This window comes from Pseudomonas sp. B40(2017) (genome assembly GCF_002112855.1).
GTDB lineage: Bacteria > Pseudomonadota > Gammaproteobacteria > Pseudomonadales > Pseudomonadaceae > Aquipseudomonas > Aquipseudomonas pharyngis.
On sequence record NZ_NEIT01000009.1, the window covers coordinates 274,279 to 293,366 of the forward strand.

Below are 19,088 nucleotides of genomic sequence, written 5' to 3' on the forward strand. Positions count from 1 at the left end.
GCTCCCTCCCGGCTCATGGTTTCACGGTCACTTGCGGGCCGAAGCCGTCGCCAGTGCGGAAGGTTGGCAGCGCGGCAGAGTTGACGTAGCGCACGCCATCCCAGCTCGGCAACGGCGTCGGCATCAACTGCAGTTGCCCGGGTTTTTCCAGGTCCCAACGCAGCAGCATCGAGTTGTCCTCATGCTGGGTGTTGTGACAGTGCTCCATGTAAGTCCCGGCGAACTCGCGAAAGTTGATCGCCATTTCGACGCTGTCCAGCCCGTCGGCTTCGGAGCCGATGCGATAGACGTCCTTGCGCGCCCATTTTTCCCACTCAGGCGGGGCCTTGCCGCCACGGCTGAGGATGATCCCCTCCTCGAAGTGCACGTGTACCGGATGGCTCCAGCCCGTGCCGCCGGCCTTGATGTTCCACACTTCCAGGGTGCCGATGCCGCTGACTCCGGCGTCGGTCGGGCCGCTGGCCAGTTTGGTCGACGCATTCAACCGGCGCGGGTCCATGTGGAAGCCGAAACCGCCATCGGTCTTGATCGTCCACGGCGCTTCATCGGTGCCGTCGGAGCGGCCGAAGATGAAGGTCCGGTGCAGGGCCTTGGCCAGCAGCGCCTTGTCGGCAGCGTTGTCGCGGTGAATCTTCAGCGGAATCATCACCATGCCTTCGGCCTTGCCCGGTTTGGCCGGTTCGTAGGCCGCCGGGTTCATCGACAGATCCTGGCCGGTATAAGCCTTGACGTTGAGTTGCAGGACCTTGCCCACTACCGGGTCGCCCCGGTCCCATTGCGGGCCTTTGCTGGTCTGCTTGATGACCGCCAGGTATTTCTCCGAAAGCACGTCGGCCAGCGGGATCACTTCTTTCGGGCCTTTACCGTCGTCCTGGGCTTGCAGGTTGACGAAGAACAGCTTGTCGCCCGGCTTGATGCCGTTTTTCGCGAAGTTGACGATGATGTCGAACCGCTCGGCGATGCCCTGGGTCGGCAGGATCGCGTTGTGGTTCTGCTTGTCGCCGTCGGCATCGAGGTCCATCGAGCCGTCGAACGGCACGCTGTGTTCCATGATGTTGCCGTCGTTGGCGATCATGTGAAACGGCACGCGGCTGTACGACACGCCGGAGTTTCTCGGTCCCTGGAACTCACCACTGGTGCCTTTGACTTCACGCACCAGCGCAAGCTTGAAGTAGCGCGACACCGAACCATTGAGGAGGCGGAAACGATAACTGCGGGCCCGCACGTCGAGGGTCGGTTTCCATTGCCAGTTGACCAGCACCTGATCGCCGATGAAGCCATCGGTGTTGAACGGGTTGAACCACAACTGGCCCTGCTGATCCCAGGCCTTGTCGGCGAACACCAGGTTGACGTCGTAGTCGCGGTTGCCCCACGGCAAGGCGCTGCCGCTGGGGAAACGCAGGTTGACGCCGTCGTTCACCGATTCGTTGCCACGGTCCAGGGCGCTGTAGTAGTTCATCATCGCCGCGTTGCCCTTGTAGACGTTCTGCGCGGTGAAATCGAGCATGTGGTCGTGGAACCAGTGGGTGCTCATGGTTTCGCGCCAGTCGCCACGAATCTTGATGGTGCCGTGGTCGCAGGTCTTTTTCGCAGGCTGCAGGTCGTTGACCCACAGGGTTTCCCCCGGTGCGCAGGGGAATGCGGCGCGTGGATCTTCAGCCTTGGTGTTGATGCTGTCGTAACCGGCGAGCTGGATCGGCCAGCGATAGTCGTAAAACTGGCCGGGGAAGAAGAACGCGTTGGCATAACCGTCGCTTTCCGCTGGCGCGTGGCCGTTGTGCTCATGGGTGGTGATGGTGTGCAGACCGAAACCGCGGTTGGCGGAAGGATCAATCGGCAAACCGTTGTAGTGCCGCATCAGCACCGGTTGGCCGTAGCGCACCATCAACAGTTTCGGCGGCAGCGTGCCGTCGAAGGTCCACACCGAGTTGTGGTCCTGCACCGGCATCGCCGGGTGGAACCGTGGGTCGACACCCTTGGCTGTGCCATCGGTCGCAGGCACACCCGCGACGTTGTGGTACAGACCGCCGGGGCCGAACTCGCCCACCGCATAACCGTGCATCTGCCGACTGTCACGCAGGCCACCGTTCAGACGCGCGCCGGTCTGCACGGTCTTGTAGGCGACTTGCGGGTAGAACTCGTTCCAGCGCTGATGAGCCCAGCCTTTTCCCGGTGGCCGGCCTTCGGCGGAGGAACCGATGTGACGATTGAGGAACAGTTCGATCTGCGCCTGCCACGGGTTGCGGTCAACCACGTTGGCGAACTGACTCGGAAATGGCGTGAGCCCCGGTTGACGCAAAAACGCATCCAGCGCCGTGCCGGGAGGCGCGCTGCGGGCGATGTTGTTCGGGTCTTGCGCCGGCGCCGGACCGATGGCGGCTGGCGGAAAACTCAACGGCGCGGCCGGTGTGGTCGGGTCGAGTTTTTCCGGGCCAAACTCTTCGAACAGCACCAGTTGCTGAGTGAACGGCTGGGCACCGTACAGCGGGCTCGGCTTGCCGTTGGTGGGGTAATTGAAACTGGTCTGGACGGTGGGCGGCAGGATGTTTTCCGTGCGCGTCGTGTCCCGCGTGCCTTTGACCCCGTCGGGCAGATCGAAGGAGTCTTCGTTAGCCTCGGGCATCGTCAGGATGGCGTTGAGGGCGCCGGCGCGGTCTGCGGGCTCGTCGTAATAGGCCGACGGGTCGGACGCTTCCGGCTGATTCTCGTCGTCGATCGGGCTCGCTCGAACCCCGGTCATCTGGCCGAGGGTCAACATCAGAAAGACGCTCAGTGGCGTCAACAGGAAGAGTTTTTTGGGGTCATGCGTTGCTCTGTCCATCATCAGCCGCCTCATCTAAGGAAGGGGTGATGGTGTTTTGCAATTACCTCGCCAAAAAATCATTTCCAGTTGTAACAGGGACTTGGACGCGCTGTTGCATTCCCCACTCCCCGATGACCGGGGCCTGACACCCACTGCTGGGGGAAAGTTCACCCCAATTTACTGAATGAGCTGAAACGCCAGACGAACGGTGGTGCCCTCGCCTTCGCGGCTGTCCAGGCTCACGCCGCCGCCGAAGCGCTCCATGATCCGTTTGACCAGCACCAGCCCCACGCCGAGGCCGCCCTGTTTGGTGGTGAAGAACGGCCGGAACGCCATGCTGCGCTGCTCCTCGTTCATGCCTTTGCCGGTGTCGCTGAGCATGACGCTCACGCCACGGCTGTCGCTCGGTTCGAGGGTGATGGTCAGCGTGCCGCCCTTGTCCATCGCCTCCAGCGCATTGGCCAGCAGGCTGTTGAGGATTTGCGTGAGTTGTACCGGCTGGCTCAGCACCATCGGCGTCTGCTGAGGTTGAAACACCACCTGCACGCCGGCCCTGGCGATCTGCTGCTCGAACGCCGTCAGGCTGTCGTGCAGCGCCGCCACCAGGTTCACCGGTTCCGGGTCGTCATTGAGCGGTCGCAACGATTGCAGCAGTTCGCGCACCCACTTCGACATGCGGTCGACCTGGCCGATGATGTCCTTGATGTTCTTCTGTGCCGGCCCCGCGTCGAACTCCAACGCCAGCTCGGCGCTGGAGCGAATGGTCGCCAGCGGATTGCGCAGACTGTGGGCTACCGCCGAGGACATCTCGCCCAGCGCGACAAAGGTTTCGTTGGCGATCAGTTGTTTTTGCTGGGCCGCCAGCAGAATCGCCGCCCGCCGCACGATCCAGTACAGCCCCAGGTAAATCAGCCCGCCGCCCAGCGCGGTGGCCAGCCAGATCAGCGTCAGCCCACGCTCCATGCGGGCGATCAGATCCTTGGGCTCTTTATAGATTTCAACCATCGCCGTGACGTTCTTGCCCTCGGCGTCGAACAGCGGGATGTAGTTTTCGATGAAGATGTATTCCGGCGGTACCACGAACTTTTGTTCTTCACGGGCCTTGTCGACGTCGTGATAGCTGGCCGAGACCGGGATCTTTTCATCGAAGGCCCGGTCGAGGTCTTCGTCGGCATGAATCCGGGTGTTGATCAGCGCCGGGTTGGTCGACCAGATCACGGTACGGTCCGGCGCATAAATGTTGGCGAGGATCACATCCGGCAAATGCTCGATGTGATCAAGAAACTCACCTCTGGCGCTGGCTCGGGCCTGCGGGTCGACATCGGGAAAATCGTTGTCCTGACGAGGGTCGAGCAACTCGCCCATGGTGCGGATATTGGGGATCGAGACGTGGCGCACTTCCGCCGACGCAATCGCCTGAATGAACTGCGCGGTCAGCAAGGCATCGCGCTGCACGCTTTCTTCGATCACGAACCGTGTCGACACCGCCCCAAGCGCCACGGCCACGGTGCCGATCACCGCCATGCTGATCAATGAAAACCAGCGCAACAGGTTGAACGGCTGCTTGCGCGAGTTCAGCCGCTGGCTGCCCTCCTCGACCGGTAGCGATTGTGACTGCATGTTCATGGCGGCGACTTCCCGAAACGTCCCTATAGGGTTATAGCCCACGGTTGGGTGTTTGCCCGGATGCGGGGGGTGAACGGCCCCACACTCAGCCGATTTCCCGGTCAGGGAAAAACCGCCAGGCGTTCATGCCCCCACAATCCCCAATCCTGGGGACAGTCGCCCTATCCGGGCGTGCGTCCTTTTCCCCCACGACGAGCCTCGAACCCTTGCGCCACGGACGTTTGCCGCCGGTTGGCCAATCGTTGGTATGGAAGTTGTAAAGCCCTCAGCAACTGACCCAACCCCACGGGGCAGGTACTTCGATAGAGGGATTAACTCATGCACCCTTTACTGTCCAAAACCGCGACCGTCCTGGTCGTGAGCGCCTTGGCCCAGGGCATTGCCCAGGCCGCTCTGTTCGCCGTCGATCCGGGTCCCTACACACCGGCCAATGGCGGTTTCGCCAGCTGGTATCAGGACAGCCACGGTCGCACCCTGGATCTGTGCCTGTCCAAAGCGCTCAGCTCCCGCGTGCCGAGCACACCCGGCGCCCCGTCGTACATGTGCTCGCTGCTGCCGACCCCCGGCGTGTTCGATGACGCGCAGCCGATCGTGTTCCCCACCAACTTCCCCGATGAAGCGTTCTGGTTCACCGGCGAAACCACCGTCGTCGATGCAGCACGCGGGATCGACCTGACTTACGTCAGCGCCATCGAAGCCGCGTTCGCCGCCGAAGAACCGGTGGAAGGCGATCAGGTCAGCTTCGCCCGAATCCGCATCCGGGTCGACGTGCCCACCGCCGGCACCTACGTCATCACTCACCCGTACGGCGTCGATGTGTTCACCGTCGATACCCCCGGCCGGCGCGCCATCAACATGACCCGCGACATCGGCATCGGTACCCCGCAAACCTACGACGGCGCGCTCAAGGGTGACATCGGGCCGTTCCTGCGCAGCGTCAACGGGCCGTACACCGAGACCAATCCGCTGACCGGCGCGGCCGAACAGTTTGTTGGCGATCCGAACCTCAACGAAGCCGTGACCGGCAGCCCGTTCAACACCAACTACGTACGCATCGAAGGCCCGGGCGGCATCGACCTGCGCAGCACAACCTTCGCCGTGTCCGGCAAGTTGTCGACAGTGGTGCGGCCAACGCCTCTGATCACCGAGCGCAGCACCTACTCGCGCAAGCCCGGCGAAAGCGCACCAGTGGCCCAACAAGACGTGTTCGTCAAAGCCCCACCCGCGCCGGGCACCGCCGCCATCACCAGCAGCACGCCCGTGGTGAACATGACAGAAGCCGACAGCACCGGCAGCTGGTACGCGCAATCGGCGGTCAACCCGACCTTGCCGGCCGTGCTGCAGGTTACCGCTGACAACCACCTGGCGATCGCCACCAGTTCACCGACCACCCTGCCCATGACCCTGACCGACCTGGTGGTGATCCAGCGCGCCGAGTACAGCCTCACTTCCGGGCAATTGACCGTGGTGGCCTCGACCAGTGACGAAACCTCGCCACCGGTGCTCACCGCCACCTCCGGCACCGGCGCCACCATCGGTGCGCTGGGCGGTGATGGCGCGGTGAAAACCCTGGCCACCGGGATCACGCCGATTCCACCGGCCAAGGTTCGGGTGACGTCGTCCAACGGCGGCAGCGATACCGAAGAAGTGGTCATCGTGCAATGAACGCTCACATGCCCAGATCCGCATCAGGAGGCATCATGAACAAGTGGCCACGCTTCGCGCTCAACGCGCTCGGGCTGACAATCTCGCTGACCGGCAGTGCGTTCGCGCAACTGGCCGCCGTCGATCCCGGCCCCTACACCTTCGCCACCGGGAAATTCCCGATGTGGTACCAGGACAACAATCAGCTGTCGATGGAGCTTTGCCAGTCGCGCGCCGCCAGTTCCCGGGTGCCGGCCAGCACCCCGCCGGCGTACATGTGCACCCTGCTGCCGGAACCGGGCGTGTTCGATGACAGCCTGCCGATGGTGTTCCCCGACAACTGGCCACCGGAAGCTTTCTGGTTCCTGGCTGAAACCGCGATCCCCAACAACGGTGCCGGTTTCGGTGTGGACGCCTACGTCGCAGGCATCGAAGCGGCGTTCGCCTCGGAAAATCCGGTCGATGGCGATCAGCAAAGCTTCGCGCGGATCCGCATCCGGGTGAACGTACCCGTGGCCGGCACCTACACCATCACCCACCCGTACGGCGTTGAAACCGTCAACGTCACCACACCGGGCCGGCGGGCAATCAACATCACCAAGGACATCGGCATCGGCGCGCCGGGCAACTTCAGCGGAGCGCTCAACGGCGCCATCGGCCCATTCCTGCGCAGCATCAACGGGCCGTATACCGAAGTGAACCCGGACACCGGCGGCGTCGAAACCTTCGTCGGCGACCCGAACCTCACCGAAGCGGTCACCGGCAGCCCGTTCAACACCAACTTCCTGCGGATCGATGGTCCGTCGGGCGCCGGCTCGATTCAGACCAACCTGTTCACCGTTGCCGGCAAGGTCCTCGACAATCGTCAGCAAACCCAAGTCGCCATCGACCGCGCCACCTATCGCCGGACCTCGGCCGGTGTGCGTGCCGAGGTGTTCGCCAAGGCTGACAGCAGCTCGACCCTGTGCTTCCGCGAAACCGTGGCGTTGCTGCCCGGCCCACCACCGACGCCTTGCCAGACCAGTCTGCTGGGTGACAACAACGGACTGTTCTTCGGCCAGCGTCTGGGTACCGGCACCCTGCCGTCGGTGGTGGTCGTGACCGCGACCAACCCGGCCGGCACGACCCGTCCGACTGCCGTCTCGGCCAAGCTCACCGACGTGGTGAAAATCCAGACCGCCCGCTACAGCTGGGCCAACCACAGCCTGTTGATCGAAGCCACTTCGACCGATGAAGTCGCGGTGCCGGACATGGTTGCCCAAGGCTACGGACGTCTGTCGAAAACCGGCACGCTGCAAAAAATCACCGTGGCCGACCTGACTCAGCCTCCAGCCACCGTCACGGTGAAATCCGCCGCCGGCGGCAGCGACACCGAATCGGTGGTGGTGGTCGGTGCAGCACCGGACACCGGTGAAAACCAGGCACCGCTGGCCAACGCCGACACCGGCAGCACCAGCTTCGGCGTGCCGATCACCCTCAGCCTGCTGACCAACGACAGCGACCCGGACAACAACGTGCCGCTGACCATTACCGCGCTGACTCAACCGGCAGCCGGCCAGGGTACCGTCGCGCTGAGCGGCACCACCTCGGTGGTCTACACCCCGCCAGCCGTGGTGACGACACCGTTGACCACGACCTTCACCTACAAGGCGCAGGACAGCAAAGGCCTGGCCTCGGCCAACCCGGCGACCGTGACGGTGACCGTCGCGCCTAACCGGCCACCGACCGCCGTCGCCGACAGCGTCGCCACGCTGGGTGTCGCGATCCCGATCAACGTCCTGGCCAACGACACCGATCCGGAAGGCAACACGCCGCTGGGCGTCGCCAGCCTGACCCAACCGCCGGCAGGACGCGGCACGGTCAGCACCGACGGCACGGTGATCACCTACACCCCACCGGCCACCGTGACCACGGCTTTCACCACGACCTTCACCTACATCGCCCGGGACAGCTTCAACGCCCAGTCGACGCCGGCAACGGTCACGGTGCAAGTGTCGCCAAGGCCAGCAGCGGAAACCTTCACGATCACCACTTCGACCGTGCAGGCCCGTTCCGGCGGCCGCTTCAACTGGGACTTCGCCGGCACCTCGTCGGTGACCACCGGCAACACCATCACCGTGCAGGTCACCACCCCGACCGGGCTGGTAACGCTGGGCACCACCACGGTACCGGTGACCGGACGCTGGCGGCTGACGCTGAACAACACGCTGGTCGTGCCATCAGCCAACCCGACCGCCACTATCCGTTCGTCCCAGGGCACCGTGCGGACGGTGTCGGTGACCACGCTCTGAGCCAGTGCCCCGCCTGCTTTCGGGCAGGCGGGGCAACGCTCAACGGTTAACGCCCGAGAGGATATTTGCCATGAACACGCCGACCGCCGCCCTGCTTTGCCTGCTCGCCCTGTGCGTCAGTGCGGGCGTGCGCGCCGACGACCTGATGGAAAACGACGACCTGGCGCCCAACAGCGCCGATCTCGGCGAACTGCCGCCTCCCGTGGGCCAGCAAGCCCTGATCGACCAGAACGGCCAGGTCAACCTCGCGCTGCTGTCGCAAAACGGTCAGTCGCTGCTGGGCAGGATCGTGCAGTCGGGCAGCAATCAGGAGGCGTACATCCTGCAACAAGGCAGCGACCTGATGGCCCTGATCACGCAAAACGGCTCCGGCAACGCCGCGTCCATCACGCAAACCGGCAGCCACAACCGTGCGCAGATTTCGCAAAACGGCAACAACAACGACGCCAGCATCGAGCAGGCCGGCACGGGGCTGCAAAGCGCCGTGACCCAGTCGGGCAACGGCATGAGCGTTTCGGTCAAGCAATATCGCTAAGCACTGCAATCATCGGAGAGTTCATCATGTTCAAACTGACGCCCCTCACCGCCGCCATCCTGGTCATGATCAGTGCCCAGGCCATGGCCGACGACAGCCTTTCCACCCAGAGCCAGTTCGGTACGGCCAACATCGCTGATGTGAAGCAGACCCAGGCCCCGTTCAGCACCGCCACGCAGACCCAACTGGGCCAGGGCAACAACGCCGCCGCCGTGCAAGACACCGCCACCAGCGTCATCACCCAGGACGCGGTCGGCGACTACAACGCCGGTTACGCCGAACAGCTTTTCGAAGACAACAGCACCATCACCCAACAACAGACCGGTGCCTTCAACACCGCCCACGCCAGCCAGTCCCTCGGTTTCGGCGCCGGCAACCAGGCCCTGCAACAACAGCAAGGCACCGGCAACTTCTCGTTCGTCTATCAAGACTCGCAGAACGGCAGCGAAGGCAAGACCTTCCAGTTCGGCGACAGCAACGAAGCCAACATCGAGCAACTGTACGAAGGCACCGGCAACAGCTCGGTGATCACCCAGTACGGCACCGCCAACTACGGCACCGCCGAACAAGTGCTGCACAACGGCGGCCAGATCGGCATCAACCAGGCCGGCGAAAGCAACTACGCCTACGGCGACCAGCGCAACGGCACCGGCGGCAACATCACCATCAACCAGTTCGGCAACCTCAACGGCACCGAAATCTGGCAAGACTCGCAACTGGCAAGCCAAGCCACCGTCAACCAGTACGGCGACAGCAACGAAACCGTGGTCGACCAAAGCTTCGGCGAAAACAACACGGCCGCCGTCACTCAGGTCGGCAACACCAACGCCATCTATGCCGACCAGTTCGAATCGGTCAACTCGACCCTGGCGCTCTACCAGGTCGGCAACGGCAACGTGCACTTCACCTACCAGAACGGCGACAGCCACACCCTCAACGCCACCTCGGTGGGCAACGACAACAAGGTCTACGCCAGCAACTGGAAAGGCCCGCAACTGGGCGGACAGTTCGGCAGCAGCCAGCGCGCCACCGTCACCCAGGCCGGCAACGGCAACATCGCCAGCTTCAAACAGGACGGCATCGGCCAGGTCATGACCACCCACCAGACCGGCACTGGCAACAAGACCACGGTCAGCCAGGCGGATTCCTACAACGAGCTGTACTTCGACCAGAACGGCAGCGACAACATCCTCATCGCCGACCAGCGCGGCACCACCAACCTGGTTCAGGGCTCGTCGAACGGCTCGGGCAACAGCGCCGAATTCGATCAATCCGGCACCGGCAACCAGGCCTACACCGCGCAGCTGTACGGCAGCGACAACATGATCACCGTGAAACAGGCGGACACCATGAACGTGGCGTATGTAACCCAGGGCGGCACCGGGAACATTGCCAATGTGGATCAGAGCGGGATGACGCAGACCGCGACCATTCAGCAGTTTGGGTCGGCTAACCAGGCGACGGTTTTGCAGCAGTAAGTGTTGGGTGTTGGAAAACCGCGATCTTGAGGTCGCGGTTTTTTTTGCGCTGACGCTTGAGTGGCGTCCTACGGAAAACGGAACGTTTTCAGAAATTCGGGGAGTTTTCTGACGAATTCTGGCGGTTGGCCGTCGGAAGTGCAGGCTCTAGGATTTGCCGGGACAACTTGATCCCCATGGAGCTTGGCCAACATGCAATTCATCCAGACAGCGACGACAGCGATACCTTTCGACCCACTGTGCCCGGTGGTTTCGGATCTTGATCCCGAGGAGCAGGCTGCGAGTTATGACCGTTGGTTTCGGGCCGAAGTACAGGCCTCTCTCGATGATCCGCGTCCGAGTATTCCCCATGAGCAAGTGATGGAGGAAATAAACGCCTTGATGGAATCAATGCGCAAAAGGGCTGATGCTAATTGAGATGAAATATACGACTTATAGCGGCTCGAGCCTTCTTGCCGTCTGCCTCGTACAGCCCCTGTAACAAAGCCTGATCGGTTAACCGATGGAGGCGAAAATGGTTGTAGAAGGCTTGCCCCAATCGCTGGTTATCAAAAGAGCCCATTTCCCACAGAACCAAGAATTCTGCATAGGCTGCGCTGTCGATTTCCAGTGGTGGTGAAAGGTCCATGCGCTCCTCAAAAAATAGTTAGCCGTCAGGAAGCAGTAGCGTAGCCAAAATCGGCATTGCGCTTTTCTACTTTTCACCTTGCCAACGCAAAGCACTTACCTTGCCTCATGCTTTCTTCGTTTGTTCTCCATCAGGGCCGACATTTCCGCCATCACCTGCTCATTCGGAATGCTGGGTCTTGGGTCATCGATTGAAGCCTGTACTTTGGCACGCAACCAACGGTCGTAGCTGGCGGCCTGCTCTTCGCTTTCGAAGTCTGAAACGATTGTGGAGATCAGGGGATCCATGGTGACTCCAGTTTGAATGTGAAAAACGCGACCCATTGCTGGGCCGCGTTTTTTATTGGGCATGTGCTGGATCAGCCCTTCAGTTCGACGTGATCCAAGGCTTGATTTACGGCCAATTCACCCAGCATGAGGATCTGCGCGATGCCCAGGGCGGTCTTGCGGTGGGCGGGGTCGAGGGTGGCGGCGAAGTTGTTGAGCATTTCGCTGGCAGAGCCCAGGGATTCACTGGCGTTGGCGAGCAGGGATTCCGTGTTGTAGGCCGGGTTGGCGAGGTACATCGGGGCGGGTTCGTTGACGCTGCCCATGATGTGGGCGCCGGGGCAGAGGTAATGATCGAGGGCGCGTTCGGCGGCTTCGTGGAGTTTTCTGGAGTGGGCGGAGGTGTATGGGGAGGTTGGGTCGGTTTCGGGTGGGTTGGGTGTTGGTTTGAACATGGTGAATCTCCGATCCTGAAATGAAGCTGGCCCATTCGGTTTCCGAACGAAGGGGTGGCAGCTGTACGCAGGCTGGAAACCCGGGGAACGGAGAACCCGGTTGACCCGAAGGTCTCCCGCGCACAGCCGCCATAACGGAGTGCACACTTTTCAAGGTGCGCAAGCATACGTTATGAAAAGCGCTTGTGCGCTCGGTTCTAGTCGGGGTTTCCAATCCCGATCGCTGAATTGGCAGCGACCGAAACAGGCTAGAGCCCGCGCTTCCGACGGACAACCTGAAAACCTTGTGGGAAGGTTCGGTGTATTCAGACACGTTTTTAAACAGACTTTAGGACGCTGGCCCTCACCCCAGCCCTCTCCCGGGGGGAGAGGGAGCCGACCGAGTTGTTCATTCGAGTTACATCGACCTGAACCATCGAGTTGAACTCAAGCTTTCAAAACAAAAAATCAAAACCAAACCCACCTACACAATCTGCGCCCTCACCAAACCAAACAATGAGCGTTAGTCGAGTACCGCTCTTGACGTGCCGGCCCCATCGGAAGGCTGAGTGGAGGGATTCATCCGGGGGTGGGAGCGAAGCGACCGTTTGGCGAAGCCAAACACATCGAGAGGAGGTGCAGCGAAGCAAACCGTAGGCGATGCCCCCGGATGAATCCCGGAGCGAAGGAACCCCGAGCCCCAGCGAGGGGCCGAACGCCGGGGCCCAGACCTTTTGGTTCCTTTTGGGGCGTTTGCCAAAAGGGACTCGCCGTAAGGGCGAAACCATAAGAAGCCGTTACCGCAGCAACGGATATGTACCCAAAACAACCAAAGAACCTGGTCGGCCCAAAGGCCGCCACGTTCACTCCGCATCCGGATCAATCTTGTTCTGAGTCAGGTACCGATTCAAAACATCATCCTGCGAAGGCGTAGAAGCATCCCCCGCCACCTGCCACAACCGCCGCTCAATCCCCTGCGCCACCATATGCCCCACCGCCGCCTCGATCGCCGAAAGCACACACAACTGCGCCGGCTCATTGGTCGTATACCCGACCTCAGCCTCAAGCAACTTCTTGAACTCGATAAACTTGAAAATCCCCGCACTGCGCGCCACCGAATAAATCGTCTTGCTGGTCATCACATTCGCCAACACCTGCCCGCTGCGAACATCCACCGCGCGCAAGTTGACGGTGACCTGATCGACCCGATACTCACGGGACAGATCGATCCCCAGATACCGCGCCCCTTCCCCACCGCTGCGCACGTTGGTGTCGTAAGCGATGATCCCGCCCTCGAGCATCATGTTCGCCGCCTGCAACGGTGGCAGCTCACCCTGAATGTTCACCGGCGTATTCGGCTTCTTCTGCGAAGCCCGAATGATCTTGCGTTCAGTCAGCAGGTTCTGCAGCCCTTCACGCTCAAGCACCACAAACCAGCCGCTGGCCTGCATAGCGTCCATCAACATCGACGCCGCGCCCTGGGTGACGCTGGTGGAAAAGGAGCTGGCCGGCGTCGGTTTGTACTGCCCGGTCTGGTCACGGAAGCCGTACACCACCGCCATCAGCCGGCCCTTGGGTCGCGGCATTTTCAGCAAGTCGTAATAAGTGGAGGCCCTGGGGGTCAGGGTCGGGGTATCGGTGTCCTGCTCGGCCGGCATCGGCTCGCGCAGACTGCACCCTTGTAATGCTGCCAACATCAGCCCTAGCGCAATTATTTTTTTCATGTCCATCGCTCCCCGGAACCGTCATCCCGTCATGGGTTGAGGCCGTTCACCTGAATTTCGGAAACTTCGCCGCTCGCCCGGTCGGTCACTTCAATCGTCAGTGCCCCCGAGTCATCAACGACGTTGACGATAAAAGCGTCGGTGGACAGGCTCCCCGTGTTGCCGGTGGAGATGTTGTCCAGCAGTTGCCCCAGCAGCCGCGACTGCAATTGACTGGTGAAGCGTTCAAGTGCCGAAGTGCCGGCCACCGTCGAGCGTTTCTTGAGATCCGGATCGTCGTGGTCGTTTTGCGCCTGGGCGTTGTTGAGCAGCCAGGTGCCGTTGAGCGGGTTGCCGCCGAACGACGGGTTGACCGGCGTGTAGACCAGTTCGGTGGCCTGGACGGCAGCGGCGCTGGCAAGCCCGATCAACAACCCCGAGATCCAGAATCCGCTGCGCCGTGAGAACGTTGTCGTGTTCATAGTTCGTCCTTCTCAAGGTCGGTGGTGTCCTGCAACAAGGCTTCCAGCTTGCGCCGGACGACCTCCAGTCGAACCGAGTCGGCGGCCGCGTAGGCCTCGTCCTTCAGTTCCACGGTGTTCGGCGGCAGGAAGCGCCGATACACCAGGCGTTGTTGATATTCGACGGTCACCAGGCTGCCCCAGCGTGCGTCGGGGCGCTCGCGCACCACCAGGTTGAAATCCATCCGGCTGGTGTCGCGCAGGCGTTCGCTGAACGAGTAGTAAAAGTCGTGGCCGATGTGCGAGATCGTGTCGTCGACGATGAAGCCCATCATTTCGTCTTCTTCGCTGGCGCTGGCGAAAGACGCCACGACCGCGAGGATCAACGCGCACCACACGTGGCGGCTCATGGCTGCAACGCCTGTGGCAGGGCCGACTGGCCCTTCGCCGGGCCGTTGGTGCCGTCGAGAAAAGCTTTCTCGGCCACAAACTGCCAGTCCGAATAACGCTGCATGCCTTCGAAATCCGACCACTGCGAAGGGAAGTCCGCCTGCTTCAACGGCACCTCGGTGGAGGCACTGTTGATGCCGGTGATGCGTCCGTCGAAACCCCGTTGCAGGGCCCATTCGCCGCCGCCGATCGGGTCCGGATAGAGCTGACGCAGATGGTGGCGGGCTTCCGGAAAACGTTCGTCCTGCAGCAGGTCGACCAGCTCTTTCGGGTACTGCGCCAGACCCGGCGAACTGCGGTAGTAGCTGCGCAGCGCCTGGGCGTACTGGGTGCCGACCCACAGCAGTTGCTTCTCGCGGTCGCGGCGCGACACGGTCGACCACAACTCGCCGGCACTGGCCAGGCCCATGCCCATGATCACGATCAGGAACAGCACGCCCAGGTAGGTGAACCCACCCTGCTCCACGTGCTTACCACTCGGAATACTGGCTGCCATCACGCGCCCTCCCGGTAGCTCCGCTCTTGATGTCGGCGACGCCGCCCGCCACACCGTCCGGCGGTGCGATCAACACCCATTGGTCATTGCGCTCGGTGATGGGGTCCAGCGGCGCGTTGCGCAGGTAACGCATCTCCACCAGTTGCTCGATGGAATCGGGATAGCGCCCGGTGTCGCCGTAGTAGTGATCCAGCGCCTCGCGCATGGCCGACAGGCTCTGGTGCAACGTGGTCTCTTTGGAGGCCTCGAGGCTGTTGAAGTAGCGCGGCAAGGCGATGGTCATCAGGGTCGCGATGATCGCCATCACCACCATCAGCTCGAGCAAGGTAAAACCCTTTTCCCGGCGCATGAGAATCACCACTCGCGGTAAGCGATGCCGTTGAGGCCACGGCCCCTGGCGAGGGAGTAGACGTCGAACACGTCTTCGCCATCGCGCGGGTTCTGGGCCGAACTGTTGTAGGCCCGCAGGCCCCAACCGCCGTTGTCGTCACGTTTGGCCGGCACCAGCGGATCCCGCGGTATCCGGCGCAGAAAGTAGAACTTCGCACCCTTGGCACTGCGCACGTCGCGCACGCCTTCGACCAGCACTTTCAGGTTCGGCGGATAGCCGCTGCTGTTCAGGGATTTCTCGATGTAGCCGGCATCGAAGGCACGCTTGTAGGCGTCGATGCCATCGCGAATCTGATACAGCGCGGTACGCAGTTCCTGCTCCTTGCCACGCCGTACCAGGGTCTCGGTCAGCGGTGCGGCCATGCCGGCCAGCAGGCCGATCAGGGCCAGCGTCACCACGACTTCGATCAAGGTAAAACCGCGTTGGGAGGCGTTCATGATCAAGGCTTCTCGACGGTGACGTGAGTGGTTGCCACGGCCGATTCACCGACTGCACGAGGCTGCGCGGCAGGCGCTGGCATCGAGTAGTTCTGCGAGCGGTCCGGCGCCTGGATGTGCATGCTGGTTTCGGTGCCGGTCGGGAATTCCATGTCCGACGGGCTCTGGTACGGCAGGTTGCGCACGATCCGGGGGGTGATCGACAGCACCAGCTCCGATTTGCCGATGGTGTCTTTGTTGCTGCCGAACAACCGGCCCAGACCCGGAATGTCGCCGAGGCCCGGAATCTTGTTGCCGGTGGCGCCGTGGTCGTTGCGCATCAGGCCGGCGAGGATCTGGGTTTCACCGTCATGCAGGCGCAGGGAAGTCTGGGCGTTGCGGGTATCGACCTGCACCGGGATCGTCCCTTGGCGGGTCGGCTCCAGCGGTGTGGCGTTACTCACTTCCAGAGCGATCTTGATCGCCACTTCGTTGTTCAGGTGCACGGTCGGCTGCACTTCGAGCTTCAGACCGACGTCGAGGTAGGTGACGCTTTCGGTGATCACCGGGCCCTGAGTCGACGGCACCGAGGTGGCGCTGATGATCGGCACCCGTTGACCGATGTGGATGCGCGCCTGTTCGCGGTTGCTGACGCGGATCACCGGGCTGGCCAGGGTGTTGATGTCGTTGTCCTGCGCATTGATCTTGGCTTGCGGCGACGGCGAAATCGAAATCCGGCTGGAGTTGATGCCCTTGAGTTGATCGAGAACGGACACCCCTGTGCCGTCGCTGTTGATCACACCGAAAGTGTTCGGCCATTGCAGGCCCAGGTCGAGAATGCGCTGGGTGGCGACTTCCATCACTTCCACTTCCAGCACCACTTCGGGGTTGGACTGGTCCTGTGATTGCAGGAGTTTTTCGGCCATGCGCACGGCGTCTTCGGTGTCGCGCATGGTCAGGGTGTTCAGGCGTTCGTCGACGAACACGTCGCGGGTCTTGAGCATGGTCTTGATCATGTTCAGCGCGGTGTTGGCGTCGATGCTGGTCAGGTAGAAGGTGCGCATCACCAGCTCTTGATAATCCTTCAGCTTCTGCGGCGAGTCCGGAAAGATCAGCAAGGTGTTTTCGTTCACCACTTTCTGGTGCAGCTGGTTCTGTTGCAGCAGCAGTTGCACGGCGTCTTCGATGCGCACGTCACGCACGAAGATCGTGGCTTTCATGTCCGGACGCAGGTCCTTGTCGAAGATGAAATTGAGGCCGGCGACCTGCGACAGCACTTCGAAAATGGTCTTGAGGTTGGCGTCGCGAAACTCCAGGGTCACCGGGCGATCGAGCCGGGTGCGCAGTTGCGGGTACTGGACCACGTTGCGGCTCTGCACCAGACGAATGTTGCCTTGCAGCTCCAGCGCGCCGTCGTTTTTCGGGTCGAGTTCAAGGATCTGTTTGACCTGACGGTCGGCGCCGTAGATGTCTCCCCGGCGCAGGTCGCCACGGGCCAGCTCAAGTTTCTCGTCCATGCTGCGCAGGTAGTCGAGCTGGCGCAGGGCATCCTGGGCGCGGCGGTTGTTCGGCTCGATGGTCAGCACCCGGCTGTAGGCGGTGCGGGCCGAGGCGAAATCGCGGCGGGCGCGGTCGGTGTCGCCGGAGGTCAGCAGCGCGGTGATCGCCTTGGCCCGGCCGCTGTTGAGCAGCAGGTGCAGCTCGGTGTCGCGCGGATTTTCCCGCAAGCCTTCCTCGATCCGGGCCAGGCCCGCCTCGTACTGGCCCTGCTCGATCAGGTCGGCGGCTTCCTTGTTGGCGACCTGCGCGGAACTGCACGCGGCCAGCCCGGCACACAGGCCGAGGCTCATCAGCAAACGGGATCTGTTCATTGCGTACTCCCCACAGACAAGGTCTGCGACAAATGCAAAGGCAGGTAGACCAGGCTCAGTTCCACATCGGAAATCGCCGCAATCTTCCAGGTGTCGTCGATCACATCCCCGCTGCGCACGACGTAGATTTTCTCGCCGTCCTGCAAGAACACCTGCAGGTCGCTGCGGTCATGCAGCCTGCCGACGAACTGAAACGGCACCGGTGGCAGGCTCGGGGCTTGCACCACCGGGGTCGGGTTGATCGCTTGTTCGGTGACCGTCGCCAGGGTCGGCGCGGCCTTCCAGGATTTGCTCGCAAACAGGTCGCCGGCCGGGCTCAGGTCCTTGATCGGCGCCGCATTCGCCTTGGCGCTGCTGGCGGGCAAGGCGCCACGGGCGGTGGATTTTGTCGGGCTGGCCACGGCGACTTCGGTCGAATCCGCTTCGTCGCTTGGCGAGAAATATTCCGGCAACCAGGCCAGCGCCGCCGCCACGCCGAAGAACGCCAACCAGCCGCTTATGCGTTTGCTGTCCATCACGACCTCGACAGATAGAGGGTCATACGGATCCGGCCGCTGAGGTCGGTGTCGGCAATCTTCTTGCGTTGAAACTCGACGTCTTCCACCACCACCGCCGGCAACTGGCCGAGCAAGGCGTGCAGGAAGCGGCGCAGTTGCGGGTAGCTGCCGCGCACCGGCAACAGGATCTGGTAGCGCGCCAGATGGGTCTTGGGATCGACGCCGAGGGCGTATTCGCCGCGCGCCAGGGTGATGTGTTCCTGCGCGGCCAGGGCGTAGATGCGATCGATGGCGACGGTGGCTTGCGGTTGGGCCGGCAGCTTGTTACGAAAATCATCGAGCTGACGTTGCGGCACCACCGGCGGCGCGATGCTGCCGTCCTCGACCTTGGCCAGGTATTCGGTGGCTTCCCGGGTTTGCTGGCTGAGTTGTTGCAGCGATTGCCAGCCCGGCAGCAAACCGCCGAGTGCCCAGGCCAGCGTGACCAGCAGCAGCGCCAGACCGGCGAGGCCCGGAACGCCGAGGCCTTGCAGGTATTCGTGAACGATCAGTCTAGGGATTCGCATCGCCTATCTCCCAGGTCGCCGACAGGTTGAATTGCACCGGTTGCTCCGGCGATTTGACGACGATTTCGTGGCTCAGCAGCGACACGTCGGACAGCTCGTCACTGGCCTCCAGCCGTTTGTGGAAATCCAGCATCGCTTGCAGATCCCGCGCTTCGGCGCTGATCCGCACCTGGCCCTTGCGGGCATCCGGGGTCAGGGTCAGCAAGGCGATGTCGTCGCGCGGCATGGCTTCGAGCATGGCGAACAGGCGTTCCCAGGGCCGGCGCAGTTGCTGCGAGACCTTGCGCATTTCGGCGAGGTTCTGCGCCTGCTCGCGGGTTTCCGCCGGGCTCAGCGTTGTCTTGCTGCCGCTGTCGCCGGTGAGCTGACGCTGGGTGTGTTGCAAGTGACCTTGCTGCTGCTCGGCCTGCTCGTCGAGGTGCTGCTGCACGCCGAAGCACACCAGCGCAAGCAACACACCGCCGCCGAGCAGGCTCCAGCCCAACGGGCCGGAACGCGGACGTGGCTGGAAGTCGAGGTTCAAGGCACGCAT

General features: G+C 62.4%; 20 protein-coding genes. 5 read left to right on the forward strand and 15 right to left on the reverse strand.

The features are described from left to right. Positions 1–13 precede the first annotated feature (13 nt). A complete protein-coding gene (locus CAF76_RS25445; RefSeq protein ID WP_085648956.1) occupies positions 14–2,821 on the reverse strand; it encodes a multicopper oxidase domain-containing protein in 2,808 nt (935 codons plus the stop codon). Between the two features lie 159 nt (positions 2,822–2,980). Continuing rightward, positions 2,981–4,429, reverse strand: a complete 1,449-nt coding sequence (locus CAF76_RS25450) for an ATP-binding protein (protein ID WP_085648798.1) — start codon at positions 4,427–4,429, stop codon at positions 2,981–2,983. 318 nt (positions 4,430–4,747) lie between these two features. On the opposite strand from CAF76_RS25450, the gene CAF76_RS25455 reads away from it, so the two are divergent. From CAF76_RS25455 to CAF76_RS25475, 5 genes are all read left to right on the forward strand, one after another. Beyond that, on the forward strand, positions 4,748–6,094 hold the full coding sequence (locus CAF76_RS25455; RefSeq protein WP_085648797.1) for a hypothetical protein: 1,347 nt from the start codon (positions 4,748–4,750) through the stop codon (positions 6,092–6,094). 35 nt (positions 6,095–6,129) lie between these two features. Then, complete coding sequence (locus tag CAF76_RS25460) at positions 6,130–8,364, forward strand: Ig-like domain-containing protein (protein WP_085648796.1); 2,235 nt, start codon at positions 6,130–6,132, stop codon at positions 8,362–8,364. Positions 8,365–8,434: 70 nt separating this feature from the next. Beyond that, entirely contained in the window at positions 8,435–8,899 is a 465-nt protein-coding gene (locus CAF76_RS25465; protein ID WP_064595177.1) for a curlin, read from the forward strand. 26 nt (positions 8,900–8,925) lie between these two features. Further along, positions 8,926–10,377: a curlin gene (locus CAF76_RS25470; protein ID WP_085648795.1), complete on the forward strand. Its 1,452-nt coding sequence runs from the start codon at positions 8,926–8,928 to the stop codon at positions 10,375–10,377. A gap of 192 nt (positions 10,378–10,569) precedes the next feature. Beyond that, on the forward strand, positions 10,570–10,794 hold the full coding sequence (locus CAF76_RS25475) for an antitoxin (protein ID WP_085648794.1): 225 nt from the start codon (positions 10,570–10,572) through the stop codon (positions 10,792–10,794). Here the strand turns inward: CAF76_RS25475 and CAF76_RS28915 are convergent. The 13 genes from CAF76_RS28915 to CAF76_RS25545 all read right to left on the reverse strand — a co-directional run bounded on the left by CAF76_RS28915 (position 10,787) and on the right by CAF76_RS25545 (position 19,088). Next, positions 10,787–11,005 carry a hypothetical protein gene (locus tag CAF76_RS28915; protein ID WP_085648793.1) on the reverse strand — a complete coding sequence of 73 codons (219 nt, stop codon included), beginning with the start codon at positions 11,003–11,005 and terminating at the stop codon, positions 10,787–10,789. The two genes, CAF76_RS25475 and CAF76_RS28915, sit on opposite strands and share 8 nt — an antisense overlap. A gap of 95 nt (positions 11,006–11,100) precedes the next feature. Continuing rightward, the gene (locus tag CAF76_RS25485; protein WP_085648792.1) at positions 11,101–11,292 is read right to left on the reverse strand and encodes an antitoxin; all 192 of its coding nucleotides are present in this window, start codon (positions 11,290–11,292) and stop codon (positions 11,101–11,103) included. Between the two features lie 71 nt (positions 11,293–11,363). Next, positions 11,364–11,726, reverse strand: a complete 363-nt coding sequence (locus CAF76_RS25490; protein WP_085648791.1) for a DUF6124 family protein — start codon at positions 11,724–11,726, stop codon at positions 11,364–11,366. 842 nt (positions 11,727–12,568) lie between these two features. Continuing rightward, positions 12,569–13,429 carry a CsgG/HfaB family protein gene (locus CAF76_RS25500; protein WP_064378912.1) on the reverse strand — a complete coding sequence of 287 codons (861 nt, stop codon included), beginning with the start codon at positions 13,427–13,429 and terminating at the stop codon, positions 12,569–12,571. Positions 13,430–13,458: 29 nt separating this feature from the next. After that, entirely contained in the window at positions 13,459–13,890 is a 432-nt protein-coding gene (locus tag CAF76_RS25505; protein WP_007956141.1) for a curli assembly protein CsgF, read from the reverse strand. After that, positions 13,887–14,279, reverse strand: a complete 393-nt coding sequence (csgE, locus tag CAF76_RS25510; RefSeq protein WP_064595167.1) for a curli production assembly/transport protein CsgE — start codon at positions 14,277–14,279, stop codon at positions 13,887–13,889. The genes CAF76_RS25505 and csgE overlap by 4 nt, the downstream gene beginning before the upstream one ends. Then, positions 14,276–14,815, reverse strand: a complete 540-nt coding sequence (locus CAF76_RS25515) for a type II secretion system protein (RefSeq protein ID WP_007956138.1) — start codon at positions 14,813–14,815, stop codon at positions 14,276–14,278. The genes csgE and CAF76_RS25515 overlap by 4 nt, the downstream gene beginning before the upstream one ends. Continuing rightward, a complete protein-coding gene (locus CAF76_RS25520) occupies positions 14,790–15,164 on the reverse strand; it encodes a type II secretion system protein (protein ID WP_011333435.1) in 375 nt (124 codons plus the stop codon). Before CAF76_RS25520 ends, CAF76_RS25515 begins: the two co-directional genes overlap by 26 nt. A gap of 5 nt (positions 15,165–15,169) precedes the next feature. After that, positions 15,170–15,643 carry a type II secretion system protein gene (locus tag CAF76_RS25525; RefSeq protein ID WP_064378909.1) on the reverse strand — a complete coding sequence of 158 codons (474 nt, stop codon included), beginning with the start codon at positions 15,641–15,643 and terminating at the stop codon, positions 15,170–15,172. 2 nt (positions 15,644–15,645) lie between these two features. Further along, a complete protein-coding gene (locus CAF76_RS25530; protein WP_085648789.1) occupies positions 15,646–17,493 on the reverse strand; it encodes a secretin N-terminal domain-containing protein in 1,848 nt (615 codons plus the stop codon). Further along, positions 17,490–18,008 (reverse strand): hypothetical protein, encoded by a 519-nt coding sequence (locus tag CAF76_RS25535; protein WP_085648788.1) that lies wholly within the window; start codon positions 18,006–18,008, stop codon positions 17,490–17,492. Before CAF76_RS25535 ends, CAF76_RS25530 begins: the two co-directional genes overlap by 4 nt. Further along, positions 18,008–18,556 (reverse strand): GspMb/PilO family protein, encoded by a 549-nt coding sequence (locus CAF76_RS25540; protein WP_074687733.1) that lies wholly within the window; start codon positions 18,554–18,556, stop codon positions 18,008–18,010. Before CAF76_RS25540 ends, CAF76_RS25535 begins: the two co-directional genes overlap by 1 nt. Then, on the reverse strand, positions 18,543–19,088 hold the full coding sequence (locus tag CAF76_RS25545; RefSeq protein WP_085648787.1) for a PilN domain-containing protein: 546 nt from the start codon (positions 19,086–19,088) through the stop codon (positions 18,543–18,545). The genes CAF76_RS25540 and CAF76_RS25545 overlap by 14 nt, the downstream gene beginning before the upstream one ends.